We start from the raw sequence: 19526 nt of genomic DNA on the forward strand, positions 1-19526 counted from the left end.
AAATGGTATGGGAGTGGGAACAGTGAACATGATTAAGGAAGAATTTAAAAATATTGGTAGGCACAAAATCTTAGTTGCAACGATTTTTGCTGTCATGATTGTCCCTTTTTTATATTCTGTCTTTTTTTTAAAGTCAGTCTGGGATCCTTATGGCAATACAGGTTCGTTACCGGTGGCACTTGTTAATCAAGATCGAGCAGTTAAGTATCAAGGAAAGAAACTGCAAGTTGGGCATGATTTGGTCAAGCAACTGCGGAAAAATGATGATTTGGAATGGCACTTTGTTTCGAAAAAGCAAGCAGCTTATGGGTTAGCTCACAAGAAGTACTATACGGTCATTACAATTCCTAAGCAATTTTCCAAAAATGCAACGACTGTTCTTGACAAAGAACCGCGCAAAATGAAGTTGAAGTACGAAACAAATGATTCGCTGAATTATATTGGAAAAGTGATCAGCGAAGAAGGCGTGAAGCAGCTTAATAATCAAGTACGGAAATCGGTTACAAAGGCGTACGCAAGTGCAATGTTTGCAACGCTAAAAAAAATCGGTGGTGGATTTTCCAAAGCGGCAAGCGGAGCGGGAAAATTAAAGCAAGGCACAACTACCTTATCCAATGGAATTAATACTTATACAGCAGGTGTTTCAAAGCTAAATGATGGTGTTATTCAGCTCCAGACAGGGGTTGTTCCCTTGGGACAGGGTGTAATTAAGTTGACGACTGGCGCAACTGCATTGAAAAAAGGAGTTGCTCAATATACGACAGGAGTTGCCCAAGTGAATGCAGGTACTCAGCAGTTGAACAATAGTACAGGCACACTGGCAACTGGGGTGCAACAGCTTGCGACGGGGTCAAAGAGTTTAACGGCAGGAATTAATCAGTATACTGGTGGAGTTAATCAGGCTAATAGTGGTGTGCAAACTCTGAATGCTAAGACCGGCACATTGGCGAGCGGAGTGCAGCAGCTTGCAACCGGATCAAGCACTTTGACCGGCGGTGTGACCCAATATACGGCAGGGGTAAGCAGCGTTACCCAGAATTTAAACAAACTTGCAGGCAAATCACAGACTTTGAATGCGGGAGCAAGTCAGCTTGTTCAAGCAACCAGTCAATTGCCCCAGGCAACGGCGGGACTATATGTGCTGAACTCTGTCATTGAACAGAACACCCAAAAAATTGTTAGCCAAATTACAAGCAATCAAGAAAAGCTTACTCAAATGAAAACACAGATGAAAAATGTTTCAACACAAACTACCAAAGTGCAAAGTGAAATGGACGCTTTATCTGATGATTTGGCATTACTGCAATCCTTAAGCAAGAGTTTAAATGCGATTGCACCCACTATCTCGCAGTTAGATAGTCAATTAAGTCAAGCGCAAACTGCACAGACAACTTTTACAAATAAGTTGGCAACAAGTTTGTCGCAGATCGGCAGTAATTCGACAGCAATTAGCAAATTGGCGGGAGAAGTTGCTAATAGCAGTACTAATACGGATGAAAAAGAAAAAATGCAACAAATCATTGCATTATCAACAGGCAATGATAACAGCAATGCTAAAGAAGCTGCGGCATTGGGAACGGCTGCACAAGAATTTAAACAAAGTGTTAATTTGAGTGCATTCAGTACAACATTTAACAATGTCAAAGCTAACTTGAGTTCTTCCAAAATCCAGCAGTTAACGAGTGCTACGGATAAGTTGACAAGCTTGATGACTGATTCGAAAAACTTATTAGCGACAAGTCAAGGAATGACTAATGACAGTGCACAAGCCCAACTGGATAACCTGTTGACACTCACAAACAAAGCCACAGAATTTCAGCAATTAACTAGTAAAGCAGCAGCGGCGGCAACACAATTGTATACAGGGGTGAATGGAAGTGCGCCTACTTTGGATGCCAACCAGCTGCAGACTGAAGCCCAGTTGAGCGCTAAAGTTAACGAATTATCGCAAAATTCTAAGACCACCGCTGCGGTTAAAGCATTAGCAGCAGGAATTAATAGCTATACAGCTGGAGCAAATCAACTTTCTGCTGGTGCAGGAAAGCTCAATGCAAATTCGTCAGCTTTAGTCAGCGGCACCAACCAGCTTGCAACTGGCCTGGGAACACTAAATAACAATGTCCCAGCCCTGACTTCTGGGATTACACAACTAGCAAATGGGACTGGCAAATTAGCTGCTAAGAGTGGCACTCTTAATCAAGGAGCGGTCCAGTTGACGACTGGTCTAGGAACATTGAACAGCAATGTCCCGGCTTTAACTGCTGGAATTGCGCAATTAGCTAGTGGGACAAAACAATTAAATGATAACAGCCAAAGCCTGAATACTGGAGCCACACAATTGGCAACCGGTCTGGGTCAATTAAACAGCAAGGTTCCCACTTTGACTACCGGTGTTTCTCAACTGGCAAGTGGAACTTCCCAGTTGAAGAATAATTCACCGAAGTTACAAACAGGTGCAACCCAGCTTGCAGCCGGAAATAAAGCATTGGCTAAAGCACTTGCTCAAGGTGCCCGACAGGTAAATGGAGTAAAGACCTCTGCGCAGACAGCAGACATGTTTGCAGCACCTTCCAACTTAGTACACAAAAATTACAGCAAGGTTCCCAATTATGGTTATGCACTTGCGCCATATATGTTGTCAGTTGCTTTGTATGTAGGAGCCCTTGTCTTCAACCTGGTATATCCAGTCAGAAGACTAGCATCACCGAGTGGGACTGGGACGGATTGGTTCTTCAGCAAAGTTACAATTGGAGGATTAGTTGCAACTGGAAACGCACTAGTCGAGACGCTCTTAATGATGGCTGCTGGCTTGACACCGGATCACCCGCTCCAACTGGTGCTGAATGCGTTGGTATTTTCTTTAACGGCAATGTATCTGATAATGTTCCTATCAGTCGCAGGTTCAAATCCGGGACGGTTTGCTGCGATGATCCTGCTGGTGATTCAGTTGGGAGCTTCTGGAGGATCATTTCCAATTGAGATTACCAAGGGAATGAATGGATTTTTCCAAGCAATCAATCCATTTTTACCAATGACATATTCGATATATGGATTTAGAGAAGCCTTAACGTCTGGTTTAGGGACTAGTCAGGTGGGTGTTTCAATCGGAATGATGCTGCTCTTTATGATTACGGCATTGGGATTACTCTGGGTGTCAATGCTTTATTTGAGAAGAAGTGGTGCAGTTACTTACGTTGAAACAGCTAAGGAAGAGTAAAAATTAGGTAGACCGAGCTTGTTTCCTGTATAATTCAAAAAGTGCACTAGTAGGCGAGCGTCTTTAGGCACAGATGATGTCAAAACAATTACTAAATATTGCGGAGGTCACAAGATGAATTATCAAGCGCTTAATTTTAACGAAAAGCTAAACAAATTTTCTGAGCAATGGTCACCTAAAGTTATTGCTCAGATGAACAATTATCAGTTTAAAGTTGTTAAAATTCAAAATGATTTTGTGTGGCACAAACACGATACAACCGATGAAGTTTTTATTATTCTCACAGGTAATGTTAGAATCGATTTTCGGGATGGCAACGTTAACTTAGCGGCAGGCGAAATGTTCGTTATTCCAAAAGGAAAAGAGCATAAGCCATATGCAAAAGAAGAAGCCCAAATTTTGTTGATTGAACCAGAGGGCGTATTGAACACTGGAGATACAACCGGATCTTTGACCGCGGAAAATGATGTTTGGATTTAATTGCTAGCTGAATTTACCTAGTTTAAATGTCCATTTTAGGAATTAGAGAGACAGTCAGATTGAAGATGCAAACGCAATTTTCAGTCTGACTGTTTTTTGACGTTAAATGGCATTGTATCACGATACTAGGCTTAATAAGTCACTAAGCTTGTTAGATAAAGTAAAGCTAAAAAAGGTGCACAGCCATTTTAAAAGTGAAACTTAGCTAAGTCTCTTAAAAAAGTTCTTAAAATGCCCCATAGCGCTAGTTAGGGTTAAGATAGTAAAAGTAAAGAACAGAATTAGTGGGGTGTGAATAATGCAGACTCATTTTTTTGCAAATACCTTTGCGGCACTTAGATCGCGAAATTTTCGCTATTTTTGGACTGGACAGTGTATTTCAGTTATGGGCACTTGGATTCAACGAACTTCTCAGACTTGGTTGGTTTATCAAATGACCAAATCTGCATTTTTAGTGGGTTTGCTGGCAGCTTGTCAATTTTTACCGCTGCTTGGATTAACTTTAATAGCGGGGACGCTGATTGATCGTTTTCCCAAACGGACGCTTTTGCTGATAACTCAGTGTGGCTTTTTAGTTTTAGGAGCTTTAATGACTTTGATCGTCTATTTTAAAGTAGTACAGTACTGGCAAATTCTGGCAATTGCATTTGGGATGGGAATTTTACAAAGCTTTGACACACCAACGAGGCAGTCATTCGTAGTTGAATTAGTGGGCAAAAAAGATTTGTTAAATGGAATTTCGCTGAATTCGTCGATTTTTAATTTGGCAAAAATTGCCGGTCCAGCTCTTGCTGGAATTTTGATGGTGCAGTTTGGAATCACGTGGTGTTTTTTTATTAATACCGTGAGTTATCTAGCTGTTATTTTTGGGTTAGCGCGCATCGAGAATATTCCTGCAGTTATTCAGACACATAAAAGGCCTCAAATGCTACGTGATATTTTGGCAGGAATTCACTATGTCCTTTCGCATTCGGAGCTCAAATTAGTTGCGACTATGATGTTGATTATCAGCACGTTGAATTTCAACAACAACGTAATCATTCCAATCTATGCTGAAGAAGTGCTGCACGCTGGGTCACAAACCTATGCCAACTTGCTTTCTGCGACTGGAATCGGTTCACTTGCGGCCGCTTTTATTATGAGTTATTTAGCGCGGTATGGACTTAATCGCCGCCTCTACCTAGTTGTTTCGTTTGGAACAATGCTTTTGCAATCCTTGATGCTGTTTGTCCGGAGCTTTTGGCTGGCAAGCGTGATAATGATCTTAGTCGGTTTTTGTAATATGATTTTCTTAAATCAATCCAATGCTTCATTTCAAGTTGGAATTCCGCATGAACTTCGTGGGCGGATTATGAGTGTTTATGTCTTATTGAATCAAGGAACAACCCCACTTGGAAGTTTGTATGTTGGCGCAGTAATGGACTTAGCTGCTGGTAGTTGGGGATTTCCGGCATGTGGGCTTTTAGCGCTATTTTTAGTGAGTGTGGTGCTGCTTGTGCAACGTAAAATAATTGCTAACTGGATATTTCCAGCAAAAGCTAAATGATTATTTTAGAAAGTGACGCTTGCAAATCTGAATTTTAGTGATATTATCAATGATAATCTTAATAGTTGAGTTATGCAGAGAAGAGTAGCAGGACTTGTTCTTTTAAAGAGAGCTGTTGTGCGGTGAAAGACAGTTAGGAACGGTGTTGTGAAGATGAACTCTGAACGAATTGGTTAGTGTTAACGCAGTGATCACGGAAGGATCCGTTATCATCCCTGGCATCAAAGGTGTCGTTGAGGTAATTCATGTGAGTGGGTTATGATTCTAGGGTGGTAACACGAAAGCTTTCGTCCCTTGACTAGCAATTCAGCAGTCAAGGCCGGAAGCTTTTTATTTTGAAAGAATGCCAGTGGGTGCATAAGCAAAAAAGTGCTTTAGTAAAACAGATATCGCGAAATTCAAGGAGGTGGTTGTAATAACAAGTGGTACACCCAAAGATTCTTTGCTGGGTACTAGAAGAAGGTTATGGTTGATGTTTTTGAAGTTCTTTACAATCTAGAAGATTAAAATGAATTGGGAGGTCTGATGCATGACGATTTCACTCTATGCTTTTGGCGGCGGACAAATGGTTGAAGCGATTATCCGTGCTGCCTTAAAGAACAAGGCACTTGCACCTGAAACAACTTTTGTAACTGATATAAATGAACAACGGGTGACTTACTTACAGCAAAAATACAATATCACAGCGGCGGTGACGACAACCCAAGCTTTGCAGCAAGCAGAAATCATTTTACTGGGAGTTCGTCCACAAGATGACTGGAATGCAATTTTAAAAACAATTGTCAAAGAAAATCCTAGAGCTCAAGTGATTTCAATTATTGCCGGAGTCACTTTACAGCAACTTGCAGCGGCAACTAAGGTTCAGTTAGCCTTGACGCGGATTATTCCTAATACATTGACAGAAACAGGTTTTGGATACAGCGGGGTCACCCGCTCTGCACGCGCAAATCAAAAAATAATCGAACCATTTTTAACGAGCTTTGGCAAAGTCGATTACATTCCGGAAGAACAGCTCGATATTTATACAGGGTATGGAGTTGCAGGACCGAATTACGTTTATAACTTTTTTATTGCATTGACCAATGCAGGTGTTCTAGGCGGATTATCGCGAAAACAGGCCAATGCAGTCGCATTAGAGAATCTCAAAGGAGCGGCCCGGATGCTTGAAATCAGTGGCAAACATCCTTATGAACTGTTAGATATTAACAACTCTGCTGGTGGGGTTGGGATCGCGGCGCAGCATGAATTGGATGCAAGTGACTTTGCAGCTGGAGTTCAAAATGCAGTTTTAGCGGCGATTCAACGGACAACAGACTTAGGAGGGAAACATTAATAATGGAGCACTTGAACTGGGATCATTCAATGATTAATGTACAGTCGCTGGACGAAGCAGTCCAACTTTTTGCTAAGCACGGAATTATCTTTCAGCGCGGAGGGAAGCATCAAGCATGGGGCACTGCTAACGCATTAGGGTATTTTGGGATTAATTATATTGAACTGATCAGTGTTTTTGACCAAGAGCAGGCTGATTCTTTCACCCGCAGTGAAGCGGCTGCCGTTTATGATGCAGTGCAAGACTTCAAGCAGCAGCGACAACGGTTGAATACGGTTGCGATTCGCAGCACTGATTTGCAAGCTACGTGGCACCGGCTAAAAGCTGCTGGAATTCCAGTCAGTCCTATTGAACAAGGCGAACGTTTGGATGAGCAGCAGCGATTAATTAGGTGGAAAATTTTCTTTATTGATGGTCAAATTGAAGGAATGCCTTATCCATTTTTTATTGATTGGCAAAGTCCAGACACCGCAAGGATTGCACAGTTAAGGGAGCAAAAATTAATCCAAAGTCATCCAGCAGGCGACTTGAAAGTGGTGGCGGCGACCTTTACAGTTACGCGGCCGCAAGAAGTTGCACAAAAATGGGCCACATTGTTGGCAAGTTCTGTTGTCAAAGGTTCAGCGGGCTTTGAAGTTCCAGTCCAAGAAAGAACTTTTGAATTTGTTGCGGGAACAGCTAATCATTTGAGTACACTTCATTTTACAGGTGCGCAGGGTAAGTTAAAAGGGCAGTCAATTAAATTAGGAGAGGCACAATTGTTTTTTGAGTAATTACTGAATAATTGAACAAAAGGATTCGTGAATTTGGGAATAACAGAGCGTTGTGTTATTTCTAAAGGCGCGGTCTTTTTTAGTATATTTTCTTATTTGGACGCCTACAGCTTTATTTTTGAAATTTTTACTTTTTAATTGCAGCACGAGAATTAACGCTGTTTACTACTTTCATAGTAAAGCTTTTCCTTGAATGTAATTAGCAATTTTTTCGTTTTCAGGAAGCAGATTGCCACCTGTGGCCCAGACAATATGAGTTGTATCTGGGGTATTGAATGCAGAGACATTTTTGGTAATCGTAGGAATTGCGGTGAAACCCGCAGCAGCTGAAGGTTCAACCGCGATTTGCTGCGTATCCATCAACTGTGCGACGTAACGAAAGATATCAGGCTCTGCAAATGTGACGCTGCCGAAAAGCAGGGTTCGCATGATGTTGCCAGCTAAGCGTGAAGGTCGGCTAACGGCTAAACCGTCAGCAGCAGTTAAGCCATCCAGACCAATATCTTGCACGCAGATTTGATCATTCAGCTTAGTCATCATTCCTAAAGTGACAGAAGGAACGTGGGTTGGTTCACAAAAGACCGCATGAATATTGGGCCCAATGATGGTTTTTAAACCAAAGGTGACTCCACTCGGACTACCGCCGACACCAGCGGGCAGATAGACGACAACTGGGTGAGTTGAGTCAACTTTAATATGGTGTTGCTGGAGCTGCTTTTGCAAATGAACAGCTGCAACGGCGTATCCTAAGAAAAGGTCAGCTGAACCTTCATCATCGACGAAGTGAATTCGCGGATCACGGCTGGCATCTGCTCTGGCTTGGGTAATGACGTGGGAAAAATCTGTTGTGAATTCCTTGACTGTGACTCCATTTGCGCGTAATTTGTCCTTTTTCCATTGGCGAGCATCATGTGACATATAAACAGTAGTTTTGAAGCCAAAAGCAGCTGCTACGATACCGACGCCTAGTGCAAGGTTTCCAGTTGAAGTGACAATTACGCCGTAGTTTGCGAAAAGTTTGCGATATTTAGCAGAAGCTAAGATTTGATAATTGTCCTGATAGACGAGATCTGCTTCAACCATAGCAATCTGTTCAGCAAATTTTAAAATCTCATAGATTCCACCACGAGATTTGATTGACCCAGAAATCGGTAGCTGATTGTCAGCCTTGAGAAAAAGTTTTCCGTTTAGTCCCAAGGAATTGAGCTCGGTCCAGCTTTCCTGCAGGTGCTCAAGTCGAATTAAGGGTGACTCAATGATTCCATGTGTTGCAATTGTTTCTGGAAAAGTTCTTTCTAGATAAGGAGCAAAGCGTTCCCAGCGTGCAACTGCATCAAAAAGATCTGCTTGAGAGAATGGCAAAGCAGCTTGCTGTCCGTAATCAGGGTTACGCCAAAAAAGCGGATTTTTATTCATTAGAGCACGTACTTGTGGGTATTTTTTAATTAGTGATCGCGTATCCATCATTACCGAATCCTCTCTCTTGCTTGATTTTAAAACCAGTACTTTTCAGCCGCCTGATGGCGTAATGGTTGTACACAGTTAATATACGCTGAAATATACTGAAGAACCACGATAAGGCTTTTTTTCTGAATTGTTAGACTTATTTAAAATCAACTTTGATAACTTGGAAAGTGGCAACGGCGGGTATGTTTGCATAATAGCTTAAAGATTTATAAAATAATGCAAATCTGTTTAAGAAACCTTAGTAATTACCTGATTGTGGCGGTCATTAGGTTACAATGAGACTGCATAAGGGGGAAGAAACAATGAATTTTTTACAAACAATTATTTTAGCGATCGTGCAGGGAATTTCAGAACTTTTTCCAATCAGCAGTGTCGCACATTCAGTGATCGTACCGTACATATTTGGTTGGAATCTTAGTGAAGAGTTTTTGAAGAATAACTTCTTGGAGTTTGTCGTAATGATGCATGTGGGGACTACGCTTGCATTATTATTGTATTTTCGAAAAGACTGGTATCAGATTATTCGTTCACTTTTTACACGGGATTCAAAAAAGACACTGATGTTAATCGTTGTGGGAACAATTCCGGCGGTTATTTTAGGTGCATTGTTTGAAAAGAGGATTACCGAAGCCTTTAGTAATGTTGGACTTGCAGCGAGTTTCTTAATAGTGAATGGGGTCCTGTTATTTTTGGGAGAACGTTTTCGACAAAAAGGAACCAAGAAGCTGGAAGAGTTGACCTGGTGGCAAGCAGTTATCGTGGGCATCTTTCAATCTTTTGCATTGATTCCAGGATTTTCACGCTCGGGTTCTAGCATGACAGCCGGATTTTGGCTGGGGCTTTCAAATGAAGAATCTGCTAGATTTTCAATGTTACTGGCAACACCAGTGATTGCCGGGGCAGCAGTGTTAGAGATTCCTAAACTAATTCAACATCATCCGGCGGGACTATTAGGACTTTCGGTGACGGGTGGCGTTGTCGCAGGCTTTTTTGCATTTTTAAGTGTTTACTTTCTGATGCATTGGTTCAACCGCAAAGAAATCAATACGATGGGGCCTTTTTCGCTATATTGTATTGTGATGGGTGCCGGAGTCTTGTTATTTAAGTCTTTGGCATAAAAGTAATTAAGGCGAATTTGAGTAAAAAAACTGCATGTGCAATCTTTGGTACAAACCAAAGTGCACATGCAGCTTTTTATGTTAAAGACGGGATTCCTTTAAAAATCTTGTGTGATGATTTTGTGCAACTGCGAACGTTCAAGGACGATTTCATCATTGTAATTTTGCAATACATCATCATAAAGAACCGTGTCTTTTCCTTGAAGCTGTAAATAACGGACTTGTTTTTTAGCATTAAAATTACTTTTCATAGCCAACCCAATACTAATCATATCGGTTTTACTCATATTAGTGGCAACAAGAAATTGTGAAATTGAACTGACGAGTGCTGGGACTTTGAAAGCGTTAAGCGGATCGCTGATCTTATTTCCAATCCCAAGCAGGGCAGCTTCTTGAAGGCGTTGACGTCCAAAATCTGTTCCAGGTACCGAATCGCGTTCATGAACAATTTCGGTGACCATCTTAGCAGTTAATTTGTGATTTCCAGCAGTAATCAACTTATTATAATCTTCAGCATACCATGGATGCGTGAGAGTGACATTGAAAGGCACATTCATGGTAATTCCCCCAACTGCGTGAACCATAGAACGAAAACCCGTATAATTAGTTTCTAAATAATAATTCACAGGAACATCTAGATAACTTGAAATTGCTTGGACAGCCCGAAAAGCACCTTGTTTAGCACCATACTTTGCTTGATAGACAGCTTGTACGCTAGTTAATTTTGTATACCCAAAGTTATTTAAGTAGATGCGTGAGTCACGTGGAATACTCATAATGGTGTAGTGCTTTTTAGTTAGATCAGCATGGACTAACAACATGGAATCGGTATGGCCGCTAACTTGATTTTTCCGTTCATCAGATCCAATTACCAAGATATTAAAGGTCCCTTTGGCCTGATGGACCTGAGTGTGATTGTGCGCGACCGTTTTTAGATTATTGAAATGGGTTTTAGGATTTAATTGGTGCCACACCAGCATACCAGCCGCCACCATGAGTAATAAAGTTACTAATAAACCACACCACAGTGCTGCATGCTTGTGCAGGAACTGGTGTGTGCGCTGTAATTCTTTTTTTCTTTGCTGCAATTTTCTGCCCCCAAAATAGACCTTTTACGCTTATCCTAGAACTAATCCTTACTTTTGATGGATACAGATCATTTTATTTAAAAAAAAGCATGTTTCTTTACGCTTATTTAAATAAATAATTTTGAATTTTATCCGCATAGGTTGGTGAAATGCTGAGCAAATTGAAATTCTATCAGTTGCAAGATATACTTGAAAGAGTTGGAAAAGCAAACTAAACAGACTAGAAAGAGCAGTTGGCAGTTTGCAAAGAAGGAGTAGGGAGAATAAATTGAGGCGGATTAAACAGATCGGAGACTGGGTGATTCCCATTTTAGTTGGACTGGTGATGGCATTGATCATTAACCAATTCTTTGGGATGCAGGTAATCGCTGGAAGTTCAATGAGTCCTACATTGAGAAACGATGAAGTTGTCTATCGCCTGAATAAAGCAAAAGTCAGGCATAATACAGTGATTTCTTTTTATGCACAGGGAATTGAAAAAAATCAAGCTACTACTGCAAAAACGATCTATGTTAAGCGGGTAATTGGGCTGCCAGGCGAGCTATCCGGAAGCTGCCGGAGTTAAAATTTTTGAAAATAAGGAATTTACAGTTCCTAAAAATAGCTATTTTGTCTTAGGCGATAATCGAAATATTTCTAATGACAGTCGTTATTACGGTTTTGTTCCAGAAAAGAAGGTAATTGGGGTGGTGCGAGCCCCATTTTGGGCAGCAAAGCAGGTGCAGGTAAATGCAGCGGAAGTTGATTAAGGGGGAAAATTCAAAGAAGCAAGTTTAAAGAAGTGAAGATGTTGAAAAGCACATTTAAAGTAAGCTAAAATGAATACATGGAGCTGCGTTACTGAAGTTAAAAGTTATTTGACATAGAAGGAAGACGACAATGGATAAAAATTACATAGCAAGAATGCGTGAAAAAGTGGGTCATGAAGGAATGATCTTTGTTTCGGCTTACGGTGTTTTGTGGAATGAAGCACATGATGCAATTTTACTGGAGAAACGTTGGGATTCTGAAGTTGGTTGGGGGTTTCCAGGTGGATATTTAGAGTATGGTGATTCTCCTACCCAAGCAGTAATTCGCGAATTTAAAGAAGAAACTAATCTGGATGTTGAGGTCACACGTGTTTTGGGCATCTCGACCAATATCACCCAAAAGAATTCTTGGGGCGATGCACAAGAAACGATTGGGGTTGGTTTTGAAGTTAGAAAAGTTGGTGGAGTATTGCGCAAAGATGGGACAGAAACACTTGATCTGCAGTTTGTGCCGGTGAATCCTGAACCCAAAATGTTTGTACCCCAAGCGCAAAAGACAATGCACCGAATTTTAACTGAAAATGAAACCAGCGCGCAGCCTTGGTTGCGTGAACCAGGGGATTAGACAGCATATGACGGTGTAGATTATAAAATAAAATTAAAAGAGAGTGTGACATAAGTCGGGAAAATTTGAGTACTAACTCGAAATTACGAAGATAGCGAGTACTTTGCTATGAGTAATTCGAGGTTAGACGGAGAATTTTGGGTTATGGAACACGTTTATACGGAATAAAAGAGGGACTGTGACAAAAGTTAAATTTTGTCACAGCCCCGTTTTATTATGGGGGAAATGGTTTCCATCAGCTACCTTCCTTCATTAATTTTAGTTTTGTAGTGTGATGATACAGATATTCAAAAAAAGGCTTTTTTTACGATACACTATCTTTAAAATAATACACTGAACAGGATAACTAGCACACTTATTAAATTAGCCAGGTTACCGCATAATTCCGACCTTAGTTCACGGATGTTAGACGCTGCAGCTCGCACTTTTTTGAACGTGTTCCCTGCAGCAGCCTCCTAAGACTAAGTTAGAATTACTTGTAACCAATCCCAGGTTACCGCATAATTCTGACCTTAGTCTACGGAGACTAGACGCTGCAGCTCACACTCCTTTATATTTGGCGCCAAATTTGCTTACATCTATAGTAGTGTATCTGTTATTTCATAATTAAGCATTCAAGTGATACAGTCTTGAGTTAAAAGCAGCGCTTGAATGAAAATTTATCTTATGAGGAGGAAAATTAAACTTAGAATTGTGAAGTAACTGAAGGGCAAAAGAAGGGAACGGGTTTGAAATCGTAAACATTATTGGGGGAATGTGTAATGCTTAGAACTAAAAAGTATTATAAATTTTTGTTTGTTTGGGGGATGACAATTTTAGCAACTTTTATGTGTTTATCTAAGACAGCTAAGGCTGCTGATTATACCGGGCATAATTCATGGGATCAACTGACAACCTCAAATGGAATCAGTGCAGGGATATATTCGCAGTCACAAAGAAAAATGACTAGATTTCAGCATCATATTTTTTCACACGAAAAAGAAGGCAGTACGACTCCTAATTATCTGTATGATGCCTATTTTGGCTTTAAAACTGATAACAATAAACCGACTTGGCTCGATCAAGTTGCTGTAAATAAAGCCGAATACGTAAACGGAACGAATATTATTCACGCGGCACAAAGTAGCGGTAATTTCTCCTTTGACAGTTATTATTTTACGCCCTTTTCCGGCACAGATGATGGCAGCTCATCATTAGTCTATCTGCTGTTAAAGGTTACAAATAACGGTCCAACGAGCAAACTTGGAGTCTTCTCGCAGCAAAATATGCATATGGGCAGTGATTACGGCACAAAAAATGAAGAAACTTCCTATAATACTTCAAATAATTATCTTAAAGAGTTTAATAATACAACCGGCAGCTTTGCGATTTATAAGAATTTGGTTGCGCAAAATCAAGCGTATCAAGCTGGCAACGGCACAAATGTACCGCGGACATTTTTAGATAACAATGCGGATTTGAACAACACTGCCCAGCAGACCGGAGATGACCTAGTTGCAGGTTTTGAGAACAAAGATGTGACCTTAGCGACTGGGCAAAGCAAATGGTTTGGTGTTGTGATTGGACTAAGAGAAGACGGCAATGAAGCTGCCCTAGCTCAGACGGTGGATGCCAATGCACAAACCGCTTTACAACAAGGACCAGAAGCCTTACTGAAGCAAGAAGAGACTTGGTGGCAGAATTGGCATGCGCATGAACAGATGCCAGCCGGGATGACTGCTCAAGAACAGGCTACTTATCGCCAATCAACTGCTGTTTTGAAAATGTCTCAGGTTAGAGAAAAAGGGACAGGAAATGGGCAAGTCTTGGCGAGTTTGATTCCTGGGGAGTGGAGTACCGCCTGGGTACGTGATGGTTCGTATTCAATTAAAGCACTGATTGATTCAGGACATTATCAAGAGGCAAAAGCAGCTTTGAATTTCTTCTTGAATGCGGCGATGCGTAAAGATTCAAGCGGTGATAATTATTACCAGAAGAACTATCTTGAGAATTCGAATCAAGCTGCGCCGACCTATGGGTTGAATACAAAGTTAAGTGCAAATTATTTGTTATCGGTGTGCCGTTATTTCGGAGATGGGTCAGAGGACTCAGACTACAATGATCAAGGACCGAATATAGAATTTGATGGCTGGGGACTGGTCTTGTGGGTCCTGAATGATTATGTCAAAAAGACCGGAGATTACAGCTTTTTGCTGAATAATCCGCAAGTTTTAAGTGCGCAAAAGTGGATTGATCGCAAACAGCAAATTGTGAACGATGCTCAAAGTAAATTAGAGCAGGCACAAAATCAAGTAGATGCCAAAAAGACAGCCGATACTCAGCAAAAAGATAAACAAACGGCACTTATTACAAGTGAAAAAGCCAAGCTCAAAGCGGCACAGGGCTGGATTGAGCGGAAAAAAGAGATTGTTAAGACTGCTAAAGTAAAATTAAAGCAGGCTCAGACACAGGTAGACAAAGAAAAGGCACGGGCTTGGTTACAGGCCAAGAAAAATGAACTTACACAGGAATTAAATAAACAAAATCAGGTTATTGCAACTGCTAAACAGCAAATTGAGGCAGCCAAGCAGCAAATCAAGCAGGCTCAGACTGAGCTGGCCACCGCAGTTCAGAATAAGACGAATGCAGCAACGTGGCTAGCTGCGAAAAAAGCCGAATTGACTAAGGAGAAAAACAAGCAAGAGCCGATTATTCAAGCAGGTATCAAAAATACAAATTGGGGTAAGATTACTGCCCAAGACGCGGACTTGTTAACAGAATTAGTTGATAAAAAGACTGGATTAATTCAACCGGATTCGTCAATTTGGGAGGAACACTGGACGCCCTTTACGGTATTAAAGAATGCGCCAGCCCGGCAGCAATTTGCCTTTACGAACATTACCACATGGGCGGGATTGAATTCCGCAGCTGAAATGGCCAAGGGATTGGGACTGACAGATTACTATCATAAGTATACTGCAGCAGCTGATAGTCTCAAGACAGCAGTCACGAAGAACTTGGTGGTTACAGAGAATGGAAAGCAAATAATTGCTTCATCACTTGAAAGAAAGGGAGATAGTGCTCATCAAAATGATGGATCAACTGTCGAGGCAATCAATACTGGAATGGTAGCACCAAATTCGACGTTAGCCCAAGGGATGATCACCGCTTTTAATGCTAACCTGCGAATTAAAACAGGGAGTACCCCAGGTTATATGCGAGATCAAGATGGAGATTTGTACGATTCAAGAGAATGGGGTTTTATTGACTTAAGGATTGCTGGTGCACTGGCTAAAATGGGTCAAAAGTCACAAGCCAAGGTGCTGCTTGATTGGATGACCAGTCAGGCTCAGGCCAATTATGAACTGATCCCGGAACTGCTGGATTATAACACGCAAGATTATGCCGGTTCAGTCCCGATGGGTGGCTTTGGTTCGGGTTCATATGTGTTGGCACTTAATGATTATTATAGTAATTAGGACGAATCTTATAGATAATGGATAGAATTAAGTAGGCGGAATTGACCCCAGAAACTCTTTTTTATTGTGCATCTTAGGTTATTCCTGCTTTGGCGGAGAATGTGTCATCAGTTAATCAAGTTTGAAATTAACGCGAAATTGCGAACAGCGGGCGTCCTTTGGAATGAATGTGTAATTCAAGGGTAGTCTCAAACAAGGGTTTTTGACTTATGAAACTTGCTTGTTCAGCATAAAATAGCGAGGAGCTGGGCTAAAAGTGAAATTTTAGTCTAGCTCCTTTACTTATTCCGGATTACTTTTAAGGTGCTTTGCAAATCAACTTTTTACCTATACAATAAACACTAGCATAAATTGAAAAGAGAAATTTAGCAAATGAAAGCACTGTGGACCTTATTTCATGCCAAACCGCCTAACCTGAAGTTTAAGTGTGCCTACAAACTTTAATCTTTCAGGAGGAGTAATAAGACAATATGAATTTTTTAGCTACTAAGAGCCATTATATAAGTTGGCCTGTGATTGCTTTTTTGGATTTCGTGACGATTATCGGGTTTGATGATCTGCTTTATCCGTTGCAAAATCAAGGCTTATCAGTTGTTTTTACATGGGTATTTATGGTCTTGACGTTCGTGATTCCCTATGAGATGTCCGTTAGTCAATTAGGTGCAACCTTTACTGAACAAGAAGATGGTGGGCTTTCTTCTTGGGTACGTCATAGTACTACAGATACTTTGGGATACTGGACAGCTTGGATGTATTGGGCAGCTAGCCTGCCTTATATTGTGGATGTTGCAAATTCAGTGGTTGTTTCCTTTGGATGGATGATAACAGGTGACAATTCTTTAGGAAAACAGATGTCGAATTTTACGTTTGGCTTGTTGACTTTTATCATTATCCTGATTTTTATTTTGTTACAGAATTTTTTTAAACATTCGATGGAAGTCATGGCGACAATTGGCGGAGGTGCCATGTTTTTGATGACAGTTCTTTTTGTGGTCATGACTGGTTATTCTTTGTTGCATGGCGGTAAAATTGCGACGCAACCTTTTAATCTAGGCTCTTTTATCCCCCACTTTAGTATGCAGTATTTCTCTACAACCGGTCTTTTAATGTTTGCAGTGTGTGGGGCGGAGCTTGTTGCCCCCTATTTGATTCGCATGCGCAACCCTAAAGGAGACTTTCCCAAAGCAATGTGGTTAGTTGCAATTATGACCGCCTTTTTGACGGTTTTTGGAACACTCTCGCTTGCAATTTTCTTCAACGCCAACAACTTGCCACACGACCTTAAAATGAATGGTTCATATTATGCTTTTCAATTACTGGGTCAACGTTTAGGGCTGGGGAACTTTTTATTAGCTATTTTCGCGATTGTGCAGGCGATTTATATGATGGCACAATTAGCTGTACTGCTTGATGCGGCCAGCTGGGTAATTGCTGGTGATACTGCGGCAGACTTCATGCCTCGCTGGATGAGTAAACGCAATAAAAACGGACGCCCAATCAATAGTTATGTTTTAACTAGCGGGTTGTGTCTTTTCCTGTTATTGATGAGTGGAACCTTGCCTGATATCAATTCAATCTTCAACTGGCTGCTCAATTTGAACGGAATTGTGTTTCCTTTTAAAAATTGCTGGGTCTTTTTAGCTTTTATTGCGGTAAGATTGCAGGCTGATAAATTTGATGCGGCGTTTGTATTCATTAAAAATAAAACAGTCGCAGTAGCTGTGGGCAGTTGGTGCTTTGTGTTCTCACTGGTCTGTGCCCTGCTGAGCTTCATTCCTCAGGATGTCAAATTCGCCACGGCAGCATACGACCAACAATTACTGATGAATCTTTTTTCAGTATTTGTGCTGTTTGGAGCAGGCTTAATTATGCCGCTGTGGGCACGGTTAGAGCGGCGAAAGTTGCGTAGTGAAGGGGATCAATACTCTGCTGAGAAATAAATATTTTTAAGATGGAATTTAAAAAGCTTTTGTCCTTAGATTGATTGATAAATTATAGGATGAAGGCTTTTTTTATGATAAAACTGTATAAATATGTATACTACATTCGTAATTTTTGGACGCAGTTACCATTTAAAAAAAATACCAGGGGACGATCACAGAGATTAAGTGGCAGCAGCAATTTAAAAATTCGGAGGAGGTCGGATTAAAAAGGTGGTCAAACAGGGAGAATTAATGAAATTCATTAAAGCGGACTATTAAGCTGCTTTGATGGATTTTTGCGTATTAAGATCTTTATTAATAGAAATTTAGCGCTGAAAATAGCGATCGCGGAAAGAAACCTAAAATCTTATTCAACTAATATGCTTTACAAACTAGCTGAATACGAGTATTATCTAGTTTGTAAAACATGTTAGTGAGGTGAGATAGTGGCTAAAGATAACGATACACAAATGTTAAAAGGAATTCTTCAAGGCTGCATGCTGTTTTTGCTTGCTGAAAATGAACTGTACGGTTACGCAATTGGAGAAGCTCTTTCCAAATATGGATTTGATGAGATCCCCAAAGGCACGATTTATCCACTGCTCATGACAATGGAAAAGAAAGGATTGCTTAATAGTCGGATGAAATCGTCACCAGATGGTCCTAACCGAAAATATTATTCTTTGACTGCAGCTGGAGTGGTGGCAAAACAAACTTTTGCAAATCAATGGCATGTTCTCTCTCAAAGTGTGGAACGGCTAATTCAGGAGGAAAATAATGAAAGCTGACAAAATAATTGCTGACAATAAGCAACAACGTGCCAAGCTATCAACGGGAAATAAAGCCTATTATGAGAATTTAACCCTTTTTATGCGCGGACACGGTACCTTAAAAAATGATATGGTGCTTGAGTCAAGTCTACTTGAGATTTTAAATGATTTAATACAAGCTCAAAGAAATGGGATCAGCGCGCGTGAGTATTATGGTAAAACGCCACAAGCTCAGGCCCAAGAATTGCTAGCAGCAATGCCCAATGATATCAAAGGTTTTATTGTATTTGTATTTGGCTTATTGTTTGAACTGATTGGCATGTTTACCCTAAATGACCTTGTTTTGCCTGGGAGCAGCCTAGATGTCGGGCGCTTGTTGTTGCAAGCAGCTGTTATGGTTCCTTTTCCGTTTATGATTCTGTGGTGTGTTGGAAGTGCTGCATTAAAAGCTACCGGAAAGCTCGAAGCTGTATTCAATGGGATCATCTATGGTGGGATTATGCTGGCACTTGGAATTGTCATGCTGTTAAATTTAGTACATACATCGCTAATTGTGAGACCAGCGGACCATGTGGTGCTGCTAGTTGCTGGCAGTTTGCTTATCGGCGGTCTGATCTGGATTAGCATTCAGCGTCCCAAATTACCGTTTATTTTTATAACGATCTATCTGATGCTTCAACTGTTATTAGCAATGTTGTATCGAATTCCTGCGACAAAAAATATTATGACCGCCAAATTAGACTTGGGTGTGTGGACTTGGCCCCTTGTGCTGCTCATCGGAATGCTGCTTGTGTGTCTTGTGGGTTTGTTTATATGGAAACATAAAAAGTAGCAGGTTAAAAAGTTCAGCAGGCGACTAAGCAGTTGATAATTAAATATTTCTGATTTTTAAAACTGATATAAAATTAAAAGCATTCATTTGAGTTAAAAAAATTGAAGCTGTTGGAACAGACAAACTTAAAAAAGAGAGTGAGACAAAG

General features: G+C 40.7%; 15 protein-coding genes. 13 read left to right on the forward strand and 2 right to left on the reverse strand.

Translation table 11 applies throughout. From position 1 onward, the window contains the following. Positions 1-28: 28 nt before the first annotated feature. From AB3Y88_RS08360 to AB3Y88_RS08380, 5 genes are all read left to right on the forward strand, one after another. Entirely contained in the window at positions 29-3217 is a 3189-nt protein-coding gene (locus tag AB3Y88_RS08360; RefSeq protein WP_261909451.1) for a YhgE/Pip domain-containing protein, read from the forward strand. Between the two features lie 114 nt (positions 3218-3331). Next, entirely contained in the window at positions 3332-3697 is a 366-nt protein-coding gene (locus AB3Y88_RS08365) for a cupin domain-containing protein (protein ID WP_056961570.1), read from the forward strand. Between the two features lie 298 nt (positions 3698-3995). Next, positions 3996-5243, forward strand: a complete 1248-nt coding sequence (locus AB3Y88_RS08370) for an MFS transporter (protein ID WP_228888655.1) — start codon at positions 3996-3998, stop codon at positions 5241-5243. Positions 5244-5772: 529 nt separating this feature from the next. Then, entirely contained in the window at positions 5773-6576 is an 804-nt protein-coding gene (locus tag AB3Y88_RS08375; protein ID WP_056961566.1) for a pyrroline-5-carboxylate reductase, read from the forward strand. A 2-nt stretch (positions 6577-6578) separates the two neighbouring features. Then, entirely contained in the window at positions 6579-7349 is a 771-nt protein-coding gene (locus tag AB3Y88_RS08380) for a VOC family protein (RefSeq protein ID WP_056961564.1), read from the forward strand. Between the two features lie 171 nt (positions 7350-7520). Here the strand turns inward: AB3Y88_RS08380 and AB3Y88_RS08385 are convergent, their stop codons facing one another. Continuing rightward, entirely contained in the window at positions 7521-8813 is a 1293-nt protein-coding gene (locus AB3Y88_RS08385) for a D-serine ammonia-lyase (RefSeq protein ID WP_056961688.1), read from the reverse strand. Positions 8814-9118: 305 nt separating this feature from the next. Here AB3Y88_RS08385 and AB3Y88_RS08390 point away from each other — a divergent pair, with 305 nt between their 5' ends. Then, positions 9119-9934, forward strand: a complete 816-nt coding sequence (locus AB3Y88_RS08390; RefSeq protein ID WP_056961562.1) for an undecaprenyl-diphosphate phosphatase — start codon at positions 9119-9121, stop codon at positions 9932-9934. Positions 9935-10032: 98 nt separating this feature from the next. Here AB3Y88_RS08390 and AB3Y88_RS08395 read toward each other — a convergent pair whose 3' ends face one another. Continuing rightward, a complete protein-coding gene (locus tag AB3Y88_RS08395; protein ID WP_054755883.1) occupies positions 10033-11022 on the reverse strand; it encodes an LCP family protein in 990 nt (329 codons plus the stop codon). Between the two features lie 268 nt (positions 11023-11290). Between AB3Y88_RS08395 and AB3Y88_RS08400 the strand changes: the two genes are divergently transcribed. From AB3Y88_RS08400 to AB3Y88_RS08430, 7 genes are all read left to right on the forward strand, one after another. Further along, on the forward strand, positions 11291-11587 hold the full coding sequence (locus tag AB3Y88_RS08400; protein ID WP_054755885.1) for a S26 family signal peptidase: 297 nt from the start codon (positions 11291-11293) through the stop codon (positions 11585-11587). Then, complete coding sequence (gene lepB, locus AB3Y88_RS08405) at positions 11547-11771, forward strand: signal peptidase I (protein ID WP_056961560.1); 225 nt, start codon at positions 11547-11549, stop codon at positions 11769-11771. Before AB3Y88_RS08400 ends, lepB begins: the two co-directional genes overlap by 41 nt. 130 nt (positions 11772-11901) lie before the next feature. Beyond that, on the forward strand, positions 11902-12396 hold the full coding sequence (locus AB3Y88_RS08410) for an NUDIX domain-containing protein (protein WP_056961558.1): 495 nt from the start codon (positions 11902-11904) through the stop codon (positions 12394-12396). A gap of 761 nt (positions 12397-13157) precedes the next feature. Then, positions 13158-15854, forward strand: coding sequence for a family 15 glucoamylase (locus AB3Y88_RS08415; protein WP_228888652.1), 2697 nt, complete (start codon positions 13158-13160; stop codon positions 15852-15854). A 470-nt stretch (positions 15855-16324) separates the two neighbouring features. Continuing rightward, complete coding sequence (locus AB3Y88_RS08420; RefSeq protein WP_056961556.1) at positions 16325-17794, forward strand: APC family permease; 1470 nt, start codon at positions 16325-16327, stop codon at positions 17792-17794. A gap of 428 nt (positions 17795-18222) precedes the next feature. Next, positions 18223-18564: a PadR family transcriptional regulator gene (locus AB3Y88_RS08425; protein ID WP_054755888.1), complete on the forward strand. Its 342-nt coding sequence runs from the start codon at positions 18223-18225 to the stop codon at positions 18562-18564. After that, a complete protein-coding gene (locus AB3Y88_RS08430; protein ID WP_056961554.1) occupies positions 18554-19378 on the forward strand; it encodes a hypothetical protein in 825 nt (274 codons plus the stop codon). The genes AB3Y88_RS08425 and AB3Y88_RS08430 overlap by 11 nt, the downstream gene beginning before the upstream one ends. Positions 19379-19526: the final 148 nt, after the last annotated feature.

Source organism: Liquorilactobacillus satsumensis (assembly GCF_964065465.1).
Lineage (GTDB): Bacteria > Bacillota > Bacilli > Lactobacillales > Lactobacillaceae > Liquorilactobacillus > Liquorilactobacillus satsumensis.